At 35.5% G+C, this 15672-nt stretch carries 13 protein-coding genes; 6 read left to right on the top strand and 7 right to left on the bottom strand.

Annotation, left to right across the window (positions count from 1 at the left end; translation table 11 throughout):
• The first annotated feature begins 1040 nt into the window (after positions 1-1040).
• From ICN26_RS02860 to ICN26_RS02835, 6 genes are all read left to right on the top strand, one after another.
• Positions 1041-1859, top strand: a complete 819-nt coding sequence (locus tag ICN26_RS02860) for an ABC transporter permease (protein ID WP_216266736.1) — start codon at positions 1041-1043, stop codon at positions 1857-1859.
• Positions 1849-3180 (top strand): ABC transporter ATP-binding protein, encoded by a 1332-nt coding sequence (locus tag ICN26_RS02855; RefSeq protein WP_216266734.1) that lies wholly within the window; start codon positions 1849-1851, stop codon positions 3178-3180. The genes ICN26_RS02860 and ICN26_RS02855 overlap by 11 nt, the downstream gene beginning before the upstream one ends.
• Positions 3173-3910 (top strand): 2OG-Fe(II) oxygenase, encoded by a 738-nt coding sequence (locus ICN26_RS02850; RefSeq protein WP_216266732.1) that lies wholly within the window; start codon positions 3173-3175, stop codon positions 3908-3910. Before ICN26_RS02855 ends, ICN26_RS02850 begins: the two co-directional genes overlap by 8 nt.
• A 293-nt stretch (positions 3911-4203) precedes the next feature.
• The gene (locus tag ICN26_RS02845; RefSeq protein WP_216266730.1) at positions 4204-6729 is read left to right on the top strand and encodes a glycosyltransferase; all 2526 of its coding nucleotides are present in this window, start codon (positions 4204-4206) and stop codon (positions 6727-6729) included.
• A gap of 72 nt (positions 6730-6801) precedes the next feature.
• The gene (locus tag ICN26_RS02840; RefSeq protein WP_216266728.1) at positions 6802-7779 is read left to right on the top strand and encodes an acyltransferase family protein; all 978 of its coding nucleotides are present in this window, start codon (positions 6802-6804) and stop codon (positions 7777-7779) included.
• A complete protein-coding gene (locus ICN26_RS02835; RefSeq protein ID WP_216266727.1) occupies positions 7780-9789 on the top strand; it encodes a glycosyltransferase family 39 protein in 2010 nt (669 codons plus the stop codon).
• Between the two features lie 26 nt (positions 9790-9815).
• Here the strand turns inward: ICN26_RS02835 and ICN26_RS02830 are convergent, their stop codons facing one another.
• Genes ICN26_RS02830 through ICN26_RS02800 form a run of 7 tightly spaced genes read right to left on the bottom strand, consistent with a single transcriptional unit; the run spans position 9816 to position 15666 of the window.
• The gene (locus ICN26_RS02830; RefSeq protein ID WP_216266725.1) at positions 9816-10595 is read right to left on the bottom strand and encodes a PIG-L deacetylase family protein; all 780 of its coding nucleotides are present in this window, start codon (positions 10593-10595) and stop codon (positions 9816-9818) included.
• Between the two features lie 8 nt (positions 10596-10603).
• Positions 10604-11947: a class I adenylate-forming enzyme family protein gene (locus ICN26_RS02825; protein ID WP_216266723.1), complete on the bottom strand. Its 1344-nt coding sequence runs from the start codon at positions 11945-11947 to the stop codon at positions 10604-10606.
• 9 nt (positions 11948-11956) lie between these two features.
• The gene (locus ICN26_RS02820; RefSeq protein ID WP_216266721.1) at positions 11957-12985 is read right to left on the bottom strand and encodes a 3-oxoacyl-ACP synthase III family protein; all 1029 of its coding nucleotides are present in this window, start codon (positions 12983-12985) and stop codon (positions 11957-11959) included.
• Entirely contained in the window at positions 12982-13599 is a 618-nt protein-coding gene (locus tag ICN26_RS02815) for an MBL fold metallo-hydrolase (RefSeq protein WP_216266720.1), read from the bottom strand. Before ICN26_RS02815 ends, ICN26_RS02820 begins: the two co-directional genes overlap by 4 nt.
• Positions 13596-14291, bottom strand: coding sequence for an SDR family NAD(P)-dependent oxidoreductase (locus ICN26_RS02810; RefSeq protein WP_216266718.1), 696 nt, complete (start codon positions 14289-14291; stop codon positions 13596-13598). The genes ICN26_RS02815 and ICN26_RS02810 overlap by 4 nt, the downstream gene beginning before the upstream one ends.
• A gap of 1 nt (position 14292) precedes the next feature.
• A complete protein-coding gene (locus ICN26_RS02805) occupies positions 14293-14583 on the bottom strand; it encodes a hypothetical protein (RefSeq protein ID WP_216266716.1) in 291 nt (96 codons plus the stop codon).
• 21 nt (positions 14584-14604) lie between these two features.
• Positions 14605-15666: a hypothetical protein gene (locus ICN26_RS02800; protein WP_216266713.1), complete on the bottom strand. Its 1062-nt coding sequence runs from the start codon at positions 15664-15666 to the stop codon at positions 14605-14607.
• Positions 15667-15672 lie beyond the last annotated feature (6 nt).

Below are 15672 nucleotides of genomic sequence, written 5' to 3'. Positions count from 1 at the left end.
TTAATTGATAAGAAAGATGCGATAGAACAGCAGGGTTACGCAACGATATTAGCTAATTAGCCTTTGTCATGTATGTGCCAAGGCAAGTTTTTAACCCCATTTCGTTATAATCTATTTTTATGATATGAATAATTCGTTTATGGGCCGTTATTGTGTTGAGATGCTTAGTCAAAATTTCTAGAAATTTATATAAGTGATTGATTATATTAATGAAATTAGTCCTTTAAGTCTTGGTTTAGCTACTCCTTTAGATCGGTCTACGATCGAGCCTTTTTGGTTGCAGTTATGCTTTGTACATACAATGGCGAGCATTTTTTGGCTGAACAGCTCGATTCCTGAGAGGTTTAAACCTATAAAAATTGGGTGTTGGTAGTCAGCGATGAAGGTTCAAAAGACTCCACTTTAGATGTGTTGCTTAAGTACTAAGCGAAATGGCCGTTAGGTAAGATCACTACTGTAAATGGTCCCCAAAAGGGCTTTTGTCAGAATTTCTTATCCCCTGCATGCGACTCGAATATTAAACCCGATTGCTATGTATTTTGTGATTAAAATGCTGTTTGGCTCCCTGAAAAGCTTGCTGTCGACCTTCAATTAATTGCTACCAATCAAAATATTGCTGCACTGAATGATTCAAAGTATTTACTTACAAGAAGTCATCAAGATACTTTAAAAATATTTGAGGCTTTGAGAGTTGCAAAGTTAAAACATCGCTTTCAGCTGATGAGGGTTTGCAGGTTGTCTGGGCAAACACACTACTGAGGATTAGCTTATTCTTAGCAGTTTTATTTAAGAGGCTTTAATCGAATTACAGATCAAATCTTTATTGTTAAACCATTAAGGAAATATAGAATGATAGGTTACGACAATCTTTCACAATATCATGTTAACTTTTAAATCTCATCTTTGGGGGGAGCAAGGCTTGGTAAATTGGTTATTTTATTCAACAAAAAGAGCCAGTCCGAGCGATATTTATTAATATTCTAAAATATGAACGCTATAAGAGCTAATTTAATGAATAATAAAGAATATAATTAACCGGCATGAACTATAGCTTCTCAGCACCAAAAAAAGTCATTTATTCATTTTTGGATAATCGCAGGCTGATATTCGCTTTAGTAAAGCGTGAAATTTTGGGTCGCTATCAAGGCTCAGTTATTGGGGTGTTATGGTCTCTAATCAGTCCATTATTTATGTTGCTCATTTACACATTTGTTTTTAGTGTTGTCTTCAAGGCAAGATGGGCGGGTGGCAGCGATTCGAAGGCTGAATTTGCACTGATACTGTTTGCTGGATTGATCGTATTTAATCTTTTCGCAGAATGCATCAATCGGGCGCCCACATTGATTACCTCTAATATAAATTATGTCAAGAAGGTAATATTCCCCTTAGAGATATTACCGTTAGTCTCTCTTGGAGCGGCTCTTTTTCATGCAATTGTTAGTTTACTCGTTTGGCTAATAGCTTATATTTTCCTATTTGGATTACCTCAAATTACAGTATTGCTATTGCCTTTGATTTTTATTCCCCTAGTATTTTTCATACTAGGGGTTTCTTGGTTTTTTGCTTCTTTTGGCGTTTTTCTGAGGGATACAAACCAATTCATTGGGATGATGGTTTCCGTACTTATGTTCCTGTCCCCCATTTTTTACCCAATTTCAGCGCTTCCGGAACAATACCAAGTTTATTTAATGTTTAATCCAATTACTACGGTAATCGAGCAGTTTAGGGATGCATTGTTTTGGGGCAAATGTCCTGATATTGCTATTTATCTTGCCGGGTTGTTTGTCTCTGCAATGTGTGCTGTTTTAGGTTTAGCTTTCTTTCAAAAAACAAGAGTGGGGTTTGCAGATGTGCTCTGAAGTAATTATTAAAGTTGAGGGTGTTAGTAAGCGTTATGAAATTTATACAGAGCCACATGATCGTTTAAAACAGTTGATTTTCACTGCTCTACAAAGAATCATCGGAATTAAGCAAAAAAAATATTTCAAGGATTTTTGGGCCTTAAAAGACGTATCTTTCGAAGTAAAGAAAGGTGAAACCTTGGGAATAGTTGGCAAGAATGGTAGCGGCAAGTCTACGCTACTTCAGATTATTTGTGGCACTCTAAGGCCAACAACGGGAAAAATAATAATTGAGGGTCGAATTGCTGCATTACTGGAGTTAGGATCTGGATTTAATCCAGAGTTTACAGGTAGGGAAAATGTATATTTGAATGCAACAATTCTCGGGCTAACCTCGGAAGAGATAGACGAGCGTTATGAAGATATTGCTACATTTGCAGATATCGGCGATTTTATTAACCAGCCAGTTAAAACCTATTCAAGTGGAATGATGGTCCGTCTAGCATTTGCCGTAATAGCCCATGTGAGTGCAGACATTCTAGTGGTTGATGAGGCTTTGGCGGTTGGTGATATGCTATTTACGCAAAAATGTTTTAGGTTCATTAATGAGTTTAAAAAGCATGGAGTAATTCTTTTTGTGAGCCATGATTCTGGCGCAGTTGCAAATATTTCTAACAGGGCTATATGGCTCAATGAAGGTACTATAAAATCTGCTGGAATAACAGTAAATGTTTTGGATGAATATCATCGGGCAAATTTGTTAACTTTGGATTTAAATGCAAATTTAAATCACTATGGTGCTGAAATTACTACCCCCCAATCAGAAGTTAAATATTTAGAACCTAATTATCCAAATCAGTTAAATCCCAAGGCAGAAATTGGAGGCGCGGGAAAAGCAAGAATTATTAGCGCAGGCATTTGGAGTGAAAAAAATAGAGCCCCTTTAAAGATTTTGAGTAAAACTGATACCGTGATTATTCACTTAAAAATCTCCGTTTTAGAAGAAATAACCGGGCTATTAGTCGGATTTACGATAAAGGATAGGCTCGGTCAAAAGATAGTTGAAGAAAATAACTCCGCATATGTTACCCCGCCAAATAGGGAGATTAGAGTCTCAAAAAATTTAAGTATTGCCATCAAGTTTGAATACACCATTCCCGCATTAGCTGCAGGAAAGTATTCGGTAGATTTTGCGGTGGCTGAGGGGAGGCAAGATAGTCATATCCCACAATGCTGGATATATGATGGGATGCAATTCGACTCTATACCTGAAGATGAAGTTTTTGGACTTGTTTCTATAGCCCATCCAAAATTTAATATGGAGGCCATAAATGGATAATCTAGAAATTGATACCTTGGTGGATTGGAAGAAATTATCTAATTTATCTGAAATCGGAAGTTATAAAACCGCTGAACCATTCCCACATATTGTTATAGATGATTTGTTTAGCGCTGAAGTTCTAAGTAAAATACTATTAGAGTGGCCATTAGGGAGTGCTGCTCATGAGCGGCATAATGACGGCCTTTATGTAAAAAACAAGATTGGAACTAATTTTGAAACTATGCTTCCTATTTTCACAGAAATTTTCCTAAATAAGTTGATGAGCCCTAAATTTTTAGTCTCACTGGAGGAGCTGACTGGGATTGGTGGCTTGATTCCCGATCCCTATAATTTTGGTGGGGGTCTTCACGAAACAAAAAATGGAGGAAAACTTGCAATTCATGTTGACTACAACAAGCACTTTAAATATAAGCTGGATAGAAGACTTAATCTCCTTATTTATTTAAATAAAGGATGGTGTAACTCAATGAATGGCGATTTAGAGCTTTGGGATGCTGATATGCAGCAATGTGTAAAGAAAATTTCACCAATATTTAATCGGACAGTTATTTTTTCAACAACATCAACATCATTTCATGGTCAACCTATTGAAGTATGCTGCCCCGTGGGGATGTCGAGAAAGTCTATTGCCTTATATTACTTCAGTAATGGTAGGCCGGAGGAGTCGACTACCTCAAATACAGAGCACTCAACTATATGGAAGATTCGACCGGATGGGAGCTATTAAATGAATTTTTACGAGCGATATATATCTTATCTCAGAAGGGTAGAATTTTTTTAGAGTTTTTTACAGCTATAATGATGTACTTGATGTAGTTAAAGGGAGAGAATTAGACGTTGAAGATCGAAAATATGAAACTTTAATACTCAAAAAAGAAATTGATTCCCTGGTCAACAAAATACGTTAGCAAACGAACGGCAAAAAAGTTCTTCTAAAGACTAAGTTACTCTTGAATTATTAAAAGTACAAAATTATTGGCAACTAAAAAACCGCATATCTTAAGCTTATAGGCATTATTAATGCATCAAAATAATAAAATTAGAACTTATCTGCAAAAATTATTGAGAGTGGCGCGTAAATATCCAATACTTCAAAAATTATTGAGAGTGGCGCGTAAATATCCAATACTTCAAAAATTATTGAGAGGGGTGCATAAATACCCGGTAGTAGTATTTTATTCCCTGATAAATTACAGATTAAGAAAAGACTTGGAGTATTTTTTCGATAAATCTTGGTATAAGGCTCGCTATGCTGATATCAATAATTCGAAACTAAATCCAATAGATCATTATATTAAATTTGGCGCAAAAGAGGGAAGGTGGCCAAATCCATTTTTTGATAGTGGATGGTATTTAAAAGCATACTCTGATGTTGATATATCTGGGCTAAATCCCTTACTCCACTATGTAAAATATGGAATTTCTGAAGAACGTCCATTAAGTAATAAATTTTTTTCAGATCAATTTTTAATTAAATTTCCCCTGCAGGGTATTGCTAGGAGGATCAAAGGTAAATCTAAGCTAAATAAAGGGGAAATTAAAAACGAGTTATCTCGCATACCCACGTCTAGCAAGCCTCTTGTTTCCATAATAATTCCCGTGTATGGAAAGCTGGAATATACAATTCAGTGCCTAATATCAATTTCTGTCTATCCGCCAAAAATTCCATTTGAAATAATAATTATTGACGATTGCTCTCCGGATGACACGCCCAATTTATTTAAGGATATTGAAAATCTAGTTTTCACCAGAAATAAAGTAAATCTCGGATTTATTGGCTCTTGTAATTTAGGGGCGAAAATAGCTAAGGGTGAGTTTTTGTGTTTTCTAAATAACGATACTGAGGTTATGCCTGGGTGGTTAGAAGAACTTATCCTTACATTCAAAAATATTCCTAAAGCTGGATTTGTTGGATCAAAGTTACTATACCCCGACTGGTCCTTGCAGGAGGCAGGTGGAATCGTGTGGGCAGATGGACGTGCATGGAACTATGGAAGAAACCAAGACGCTAATGAACCAAAATATTGTTACGCTAGGGATGTAGATTACTGTTCGGGCGCTTCAATTGCTGTGCCAACAAAGCTATTTAATATGTTGGGTGGATTTGATGCACATTTCTCTCCTGCTTATTATGAAGACTGTGACTTAGCTTTTCAGATAAGGAACTTAGGTTTAAGAACCATATACCAACCACTTTCAATGCTCATACATCATGAGGGCATTACTTCGGGCGTAGACATTCAGCAGGGCGTGAAGGCTTATCAGCTGAAAAATCAAGAAAAATTCTACAGAAAATGGAGCAAAGCTTTACTTGAAAATGGAGCGTATGGAATTAATGTAGATAATGCAAAAGACCGACAATTCAAAAATCATATTTTAATTATTGATCATTGCATACCAACCCCTGATCAGGATGCAGGCTCCCTTTTGGCTTTCAATATGATGTTGCTTTTAAAGGAAATGGAATTCAGGATTACGTTTATTCCCGAAGATAACCTGCTATTTAATACAATTTATACGCCAATGCTTCAGCGTTTGGGCATTGAAGTTCTCTATAAGCCATATGTTAAAAGTGTAAAGACTTATTTGAAAGAAATGGGTGATATCCATGATGTCGTAATGCTAATAAGACCGCAGGTAGCTCAAAACTATATCTCGGCTGTTCGATTATGGGCGCCTAAGGCATCTATCCTATTTCACACCATCGATTTACATCATGTAAGGATGATGAGAGAGGCCATGCTGGAAAATTCCCCAGGTAAGAAAGCTCTTGCTGCCGAAATGAAGAAAATGGAGTTGAAAATTGTCGAAGAAGTGGATCTAACTATTAGCGTTAGTGAGGTCGAGTCAGAGATTTTAAGGAAAGAAGTCCCGGGAGCAGAAGTCCAAACGTTACCGTTAATTATTGAAGCGGTTGGGACAAAGAAAATATTTAGCGAAAGAAGGGATATTATTTTCACAGGCGGATTTCAGCATATGCCAAATATCGATGCGGTAAAGTTTTTTGTAAGGGATGTAATGCCCATCATTCGGGATAAGCTTCCTGGCGTGAGGCTTTTAGTCGTTGGAAGCAATACCCCTGCAGAAATATACGACTTAGCTTGTGATGATGTGATTATCAAGGGATATGTAGAGAACCTTAACGTCATTTTAGACTCGGCAAGAGTCTCGATTGCGCCATTGCGTTTTGGGGCTGGAGTAAAAGGTAAGATAGCGTCATCAATGGCAGCAGGTTTACCCGTTGTTGCTAGTTTGTTGGCGACTGAAGGGATGGAATTAGCACATTTAGACAATTGCCTAATTGCTGAAAATCCGCAAGAATATGCTGAATATATAAGATTGCTTTACGAAGATGAAATTCTTTGGGCAAAAATAAGTGATGCAGGATTAATATTCGCTGAAAAATCTTGGGGTAGTTCGGCATCTGCTAGAAAGCTTCTTGAAATTCTGAAGAAGATAGACATTAATTTATCCTATGAGGTTAAAGAGAGAGTTCCGCTTTATACATCTTTACATCATTCATATGAGTATTCACTGGGTAAATAAACAATTCATATCATTTGCATCACCTTTAAATTTAATAATGAAAAGCATTTCTTCAATTGCTAAATATGAGACATGAAACTAGGATCATTTAGATTTTTTTTGGCATTTCTAGTTTCTATTAGTCATTTATGGGCCGGGATGATTCACGGGCCTGCAGCATATGCAGTCTGGGGATTCTATTTAATAAGTGGGTATTTAATGGGATATGTTCTCAATGAGAACTATGGATTTTCGAAAAATGGAATAAAAAGATTTTATTTAAATAGAGTAATAAGAATTTATCCGGGTTATATAATTTCGTTGGTAATTGGAATATTTATATATAAACTATGCATAAATAATTCAATTCCATTAAATGCCCTAAATCCAGAATTTGGAAAGCCAAATGGAATACAGGGAATACTATTTAATTTAACATTAATCCCAATATTTCAAACAAGCTCGTTGTTGGTACCTGTATCGCAGGCACTAGGGTTAGAAGTTGGCTTTTATTTGCTTGCTCCTTTAATAGTTACTAATCGATATTGCGCATATCTAGCAATTATTATTACAGCTGGAATAAATTGGAAATTAAATATTGACCTAGATTCTTTTGGGGCAAGATACTCTGGATACTGGAGTGCCCTATTTGCATTTTCTATAGGTATAGCAATCTATTTCAATCGAAATTTTTTCTCAAAATATGCAAACTTAAAAGTAGCTATGTTTTTTTGGATTCTTCATTGCTTGGTTTGGATCTATATTCCATCATATCCATGGAGGTATGGTCTTTATATTTCATTAATCTTTACTGGTTTTGTGCTCGTGTCAAATTGCAATGTCAAAAGCGGTAATTTAGACTTGCTTCTTGGAGATATGTCATACATCGTTTATCTACTACATACTACAGTAGGGTATTTCATATTATTACTTTTCCAATTTGATCAACAGAGAAGTTTTCAATTCTTTGCAATTTCTTATGTAACAACCTGTATTTTATCATATGCAATCGTCGTTATTTTAGAGCGACCATTGCAAAATAGATTAAAAAATTATATGAAAAGACTCTAATTGAATAATAAGACTATAAATGGGCTATTGCTTGTATTTCTATTACTAACAGCTGTTGTGGTTACATTTAACAGGGGATGGTGGATTGATTACAAGTTATCGAATGAAAATTTTTTTATTTTTTCATTAGTAACAAGTGCAATACTAATTTTTTTAAAAAACAAAATTAAATATTTAGCTCTATTTTTTGTATTAATGCTTATAAATTATTGTGGCATAAGCGCTGTCGCTACGGTGATGATGACTTGGCTTACAAGCTATCTAATTGGCAAGAAGATTTACAAATTATGCGGTCAAAGCATTAATTCAAGTGATGCCATAGAAAAATCAGCAGTAGGACTATCAACTATAGGCTTGATAGCGACAATCTCGAGTCACTTTCAAATCAACTCTGGATTTTTTTATATTCTTCTATTGACGATATTTTATATTTTTATTGTTGGAGAAGATCTCCAAGAAACATACTTAAGCGCCAAGGAAGTAATTGGAACTAATATAAAAATTACACCTCTTCTGGTATTTATTTTGGCGCTGTGTATGGGCTATATTTATATGGCCACAGTATTGCCGGACCTTGGGCATGATGCTCTTTCAATGCACTTAAATGTTCCGAAATTAATTGCTGATAATTTAAAGTGGAACTATGACATTAAAGAATATATTTGGTCGGTTTTGCCTATGGGCGTTGAAATGCTCTATGTGCCTACGTATATTTTTGGAGGTGAAGAAGCAATAAGAATTCTTAACACATCATTTATTCTTGGAAGTTCACTGCAGCTATATATTATTGCAAAAAGGTATCATCGCGAATTCAGTCTTCCAGTTATTTTTGCATTATGTTTTTTAAGCTTACCTATAAACCTCTACCTAGTTGGATCTTCTTTTGTTGAGCCTTGTTATATTTTCTTTATATTAATTTCCTATTCTTTTTTGATAGACAAAAAAGTGCAGTGGCTAATGTTGGCTATTGTTTTTGGTTACGCATGCACCATGAGAATTACTGGAGTCCTTTTTCTTCCAGCAATATTGGCCTATTACTTTTTGTTCTACAAAGAGAAAAAAACTGTGCATGACAATGTAATTATTCTCGGGCTTATATTTATATTATTCAGTTCAATTCCGTACATATATGCTTATGTTATTACTGGAAATCCAGTATTTCCATTAATGAATGAAATATTTAAGTCTGATTTATGGAGTAAATCAGCTTTTTATCACCCTCTCTATGTGAATAAATTAGGTATAGCAAATATATGGTATTCAATTTTTGAATCAAAACGCTACGGCGAGTTTTCTGTAAACGGCACGGTTGGTATCATTATGTTTTTAGTTATACCATTTCAGCTATGGTTTTACTTGAGTTCTGTAAAAGAATTTACCAAGCATAGAGTCAGTTTTTTAATTTTTATAAGTGGACTTTTTTACATAGTTTCTATGTTTTATGTTCAGGCATATCTAAGATATGTTTATCCTGGATTGGTATTAATATATCTTTCATTTATACTGACTATAACCCATGTAAAGATAAATCATTATTTATTAAAAATAATACTAATAACGACCTTAGGTATAAATATTTTAAAAATACCATATGCATCTACTTACTTGCCTGTAAATAATGAAATTTATTACGATAAAAGTTTAAGATCTGGATACATCAGTCTGCATCGTCCTTATGTAGTAGCTGGTCAGATACTTGATAAATTTCCAGAGTATAAAAATTCTAAAATATTATTAATTGGGTACGGGTACGATCCGGTTTATTATTATTATCCTCAAAATACAATAGCTTATTCATGGCACTCTGCTGAAGCCTTTAATGTTATGAATAGCTTTCCAAATAACTTGGCAGCGGCTGTTGAAAAGCTTGGCGTTAACATTGTTGTATGCCCATCATCGCAGATACAAGCTGATGAAAGAAATTTTTCTACACAATGTCATTTGATAAGCTCAAGGCTATTTGAATCAAATGGAGTGTATGTAGGTTTGGTTAACCAATCATCTAAATAGATAATTTCTAGATAATTATGTCTTTGTTAATCCCTTAAGAGGCTGGGGTATATTTTTAAAAAGATATTTATATTATTTGATACCACAACCCATGAATTAAATTTACGATATTCATAATAAAGAGTGCCTATGTGAGGACGTCTTATTGTAGATATTGGAGAATTTGATTGAAGAATTTGGGTTCCATTAACTATGTAGTGTAGAAGTGTAAACGGAAGTAACCCGATCCATGATTTCCTTTGTGATTCATATAAAGTAAGGTAATGTAGGTATTGAAATCTCCGTTTCCACGGAATTCTTCTTAAAATAATTTTTCCATTAGCGTAGATTGGATATAAAACTCTGAAAAAGGGCCCTCTACAGTTGACTCTATTGTAAAGAGGGTATTGGTAGCTTTCATTAAGGTTTGATCTATTTTCTAATGCTCGATTTGAAATGACATGTAAGCAATCATGATCTGGGTGACCGCCCTCCCATGAAGGCATAAACGCTGTGATATTAGGCCCGTATTCACGCAGGAATGCATGGATCCATTCATAACCTTTATCCATCGATTTGAATAGGTCGCCGTCATCAATTGAGAGGATGTCTCCGGCGAAAATAATGTTATCTATTTTTACACCAAGATGGGTTAATACTGAAATAGATTCTTGATTCCTTGTATGTGAAGAGTAAGCCCCTTTTACTCCACGCGTCATGTAGACGCAGTAGACAACTTTACCTTCAAGAATTGAGGTGTAAATCTCTTCATAAACAGCAAATTCATCGTCTTGATGGGCAAATAAAAAAAAAGAGATATTTTTCATTAAAAAAATTAGAAGCGTCGAACTCTCTTGAGTCTACTAGACTGTTCAATGGTATTAACAAAGTTAAATTTGACCGGGACCATATATGGCTGCATTCTATCAACGCAATACTTTCGAATTGCGATTCTTGCTGCCGCCTCATCCATTCCACTATCCAAGATAATATTTGCACAAACAACCATACCCAGCAGTGTATTTTTCTCCCCAAATACTACGGCATCAATTAGCTCTGGGCATTCTAAAAGCACTTCTTCTACTTCGGCGGGATATACTTTTTGTCCTCCAACATTAATTAGATCAGAATCTCTTCCGAGGATTTTTATCCACTCACCGTCTACCTCAACTAAATCACCGGTTATCATGTAGCCGTCTTCTGTAAATGGAGTTTCAGCATTTAAATAGCCCAGCATTGCAGAGGTTGCTTTTATTTGTAATTTATTATCAACCACTCTAAGCTTATAGCCATCGCCCCCTAGTTTGATCCACAAAGAATCAGGAGATTTGGATTTGGCTCTTAGTACACCTACCTCAATCATTCCATAGGTTTGCCTTAACTCAATGTCTGGAAAGTTTTTTCGTAGATTTTTTAGAGTTGATTCAGGCATTGTTTCTGCGCCATAAGTAATTAGGCGCAGGGACTTAAAGTCTTTTCCAACGTATGCCTTGGATAGCAGGATCATATTAAGAAAACTTGGCGTCGCTGGTAAAAGCTCGACTTTATGGGAAGAAATTAGGTTGCATATATATTCAGGTGATCTATTGGTTGGGATAACAATTAAGCACATATTAGAAAGACCATAAAGTAGAGTATTTAAGCCCCCCCAGTGATCAAATAGTAGAAAATTTAATGTGATGAAAGAGGGTCGCTTCTCTATAAATTTTTCAAGTAATTTTGAAAAATCATGCACAACAGCTTTAGGCTTGCCTGAGGAGCCGGATGTGAATAGAACTAGCCCCGGTGATTTGCGATTATGAAGCTCCAAATACAGCGATGGAACATTGTGCTGAGGAAGTTTCGCAATTAGTAAATTTTCATCGCTTATAGAGATTAAAATCTGCGGAAATACATCGTTAATTGATTGCTCTAGGGCTTCATAGCTGCTTTGAGTTAAGGGGATAATAATGCAGCCAATTTCAATTAGCGCCATTAACGTTGCTATAGATAACGGTGAATAGTCCGCTCTCAGTATTGCGGGCATGCCTGTACTAACCCCTGCTTCTATTAAGCGATTAGTAGTTTTCAGACGTAAATTATTTAAGTCACCATAGGTAATTGATTTATCAAGACAGATAATTGCTTCTTTATCTGGATTCAATGAAAAACGCTCAATTAAAAAATCAATATTTGACACAAAAATCTCCTAGGCTTGTAGCAGTGTAACGCCCCATGATAATCCAACTCCAAATCCGCAAAGAAGAACTAAATCACCATTTTGAAATTTATTTTCCTTCATCATTTTTGCAAGGATAACGGGGATAGAAGCAGAAACTAGATTTCCAGTATCTCTCATATCAATAATCATCTTTTCAAAAGGAATTTTAAGACTCTTAGAGAGTCCGTCTAATGCCAAACGACTTGCTTGATGAAAAACAAAATACTTAATCTTCAAAATATCTACATCTTCGTTTCGTAAAAAATCTAGGATAAATTTAGGTAATGTGCTGTTAAAAAAGCTTAATAGCCCAAGACCATCCATTTGAATGTAATTTTCACTAATAATTTTTCCGTTTATAGTTTCTATGGGCTGGTTTGAATTTGGTTTATTTATGCCACTCTTGCTTCCCCCGTTTTTAACTATAAATCTATCAGCATATTTTCCAGCGGTGCCGAAAGAGGAGTTCTGAATTTTTAGCTGCATGTTTCTATTTGAAATAATAGTGGCTGTTGCTCCATCACCAAATAAGGGGCGGGTCGACCTATCTCTTGGGTGAACTAGTTTGGAGTAGGTGTCAGCATTTATTACCAAGATACGAGAAGCTAGTTTTGAAATTACTAGAGATTTTGCGATACCTAAGGAGTAGACAAATCCAGAACAAGCATGGGTTATATCAAAGGCCATCACATTCAAAGGTAGCCCAAGTTTTCCATGTAAAAGACTTGAATTCGATGGTAGTAAGTAATCCGGTGTTTGTGTGCAAAAAATTAGAGCATCAATATCACTCAAATTAGTATGAAGACTTTCAAAAAGATTGATTGCTGCTTGGTAACCTAAGTCTAATGCCGTGAGTCCTTTTTCGGCAAGAGGCCTTGAGTAAACGCCAGCTCTTTCTATTATCTTATCAAAATCCCAATCAGGATTTTCAGAAGATAGATCAACATTCGTACTCTTAATTTGACCCAAAAAAAACTCAATGCCTTCTATGCCAACATCTAGACTGGTATTTATCATGATTTGTCAAAAAAATTATTTAAAAGAAAGGGGTGTCCATGCCCTGGAAAAGCAACTGTGCCACGTGGTAATGACCTAAGTATTTCAACACTTTTATAAATTTGATTTTTGTCGCCACCAGGTAAATCGGTTCGGCCCACCCCCCCTTCCATTAATGTATCTCCTGTAAAAAGGTAATCATTAATTTTTAGGCAAACGCTGCCTTGAGTGTGGCCCGGAGTCAATATTGGCTCAACATTAAAATCAGTAGCAAGAAAAGAAATCGGCTCTTGAGTCAAATTTTGATCAAATAAGGGTACTTTAATAACCTCTTTTGATTCAAAAAGGATTCTGTAGAGATTTGCTTGTTTTAGAAGCTTTTGATCATTCTCATTTAGATAGAATGGAATGCCGTACAGCTCAATGAGAGCAGTAACTGCGCCTATGTGATCATAGTGAGCATGTGTATTTAAGATGGCCAAAGGGCTTAAATTGTATTCGGTAATTAATTCTTTAATGCCGCCTGGATCACTTCCTGGGTCAATTATTAAAGCATTGTTTTTATTGTTATAAATTAAATAGCAATTCTGTTTCCATTTACCATTAACGTGAGTTATTACCTGCGAGATTTTCATGCGCCACCAAAATATATTTTTTGACAGGTGATATTTTTTGAAATAGGGGAGGTAATAAAGTCTATAGCATGAATTATCTCTTCAATATTCAGTATTTCACCCTTGATCAGCTGCTCTCTTTTTGTGAGGGATGCTCTTTCTGAAAGCTCTTTCAACATGCCGGAATTCGATACAAGCGATAAACCAATTGTGTTGATGGTGATATTAGCGCGACCAAATTCTCGCGAAAGGGCAACTGTCAAGCCCTCAATTCCTGCTTTGCTTGCGTTGTAAACTGCGCTACCTATGCTACCTTGGGGAAGGTTAATCGATGAAAAATTAACTATGCGACCATAATTTGATCTCAGCATATCTTTTAATGCTGCTCGAGTAACAAAGTAGGTGCCCAATAGATTTGTTTGGATAATATTTGTCGCAACCTCATCAGGGGTTGCGATGGTTAAGCTGGTTTGACTGATACCGGCGTTATTTATTAGAATCTCTATAGGGTTCCCCATTTTTCTTATATCACTAAACATTGCACTTACATCAAGCGGGTTTCTAATGTCCAAAATGAAGTGCTTATAGTTTGAATGAGATAAAGTTGGAACGCTTCGTGAGCAGCCATAAACAATATGCCCTTTATCTAGGTAATATTTAGTCAAGTCATTCCCTAGTCCATGGCTTGTTCCCGTAATAAGTATGCATGACATGCTATGACTTTAAAATATTTTTAATATGATTTTTAAGGCTACCAACAGTCCCAAATGGGCTTACTGTTGAGTCAAATGTCGACTCATCGACTATTACTACGGCCTCGCCAATCTCCTCTTCCGCCAATCTTTCAATTGTTATAAGTAATCTGACTAGTGTAAGGGAATCAATAGAGCTTGATTCATTCAGGAGTAATTGCTCATCCTTTTTAGAAATTAAATTATCGGGATCTTGGTCAAGATTAATTTCGTCTATTGCAAGCTCAATAATTTTTTGGCTTATTGATGTCATACATTTTCCTTAATAATTTAGTTAAAAATAGTCTAGATCAGCTAGCGTGAAAAAAATATTTTCATATTTATGAAGCATATTTTCTGGCAGTTTAGTGTGTATAAAAATTGGTGTTGCGTGAGGCAAGCATCTATCCGGAATCTTGAAAAATGGTGCGCCTTTAAGCCAGTTTAGGCTGCTATTTTTTAGGTTAACCATCATAAATAATGCATCGCAATTATTTTGTATTGCAATTTTGACCATTAAAAACTTAATGCAAATTTTTTCAAGTCTACCTAAGTCTCTTATAAATATTATATCCATAAGAACATAGAAATTTATATGCTTTAGCTCAGTTTTTTTAAAGACCAGATAACCTAGGCACTCTTTGCCTTTCCAAGCCCAATATACTGCGCCATTAAAGATGGGGCCACTATTAAATCTCCAGTAATTGAATTCTTTACTCCTCTCAAAATGCGGACCAGCCCGCTTTTTAAATTGAGAAAAAATATTTTCTTGATCTATAGGTTCGTTTGAAAAGTTTATTTTTGTAAAATTAGTTAAGATTTCTCCCAAAATAACTAGAAGAGTTTTGTATGGGATCGAAAGTATTTTTAGCGCTTTGATTGCGCTTAGGTTTGGCCACTTGCTTTTAACCATTTCGTAAATATCGACAGGAAGGCCTAAGGCAGTAAGTGAAAATCTTACTGGAAATTTGAATAGATTTCGATAAAAGATATCGCTATTTTCATTTGATGTGTGAAAAATGATATCTATTTCTTCTGGGCTTTTGATAGACCTCGTAATTGCAATAAAAGAAGATGCAACTCTACATTTGGGGTCAATTAATAAATCCGTTGCTGTAGCGCCTGTGGCGGATAAGTTATCTTTTAAATAGAAATTGCGTCGCTGTAAAAATATACGTCCTGTCAAGGCGCCTTCGGCGCTATATTCGCCAATAAACTTTGAGGGGCCTGCAGGGGGAAGTATATGCTTCCATATTAGATGTTCTTTGTTGAGTACCTCCTGAGAGGTATATTCGCTAGCGCCTAACTTAATATTTTCATCTACATGTTCTTTCGAAAAAGTCTTTATGGCTATCATTTTCTG

The organism is Polynucleobacter hallstattensis, from assembly GCF_018881835.1.
Classification (GTDB): Bacteria; Pseudomonadota; Gammaproteobacteria; order Burkholderiales; family Burkholderiaceae; genus Polynucleobacter; species Polynucleobacter hallstattensis.
The sequence above is the reverse complement of the archived record's forward strand: the minus strand, read 5'-3'. Positions and strand labels throughout refer to the sequence as shown.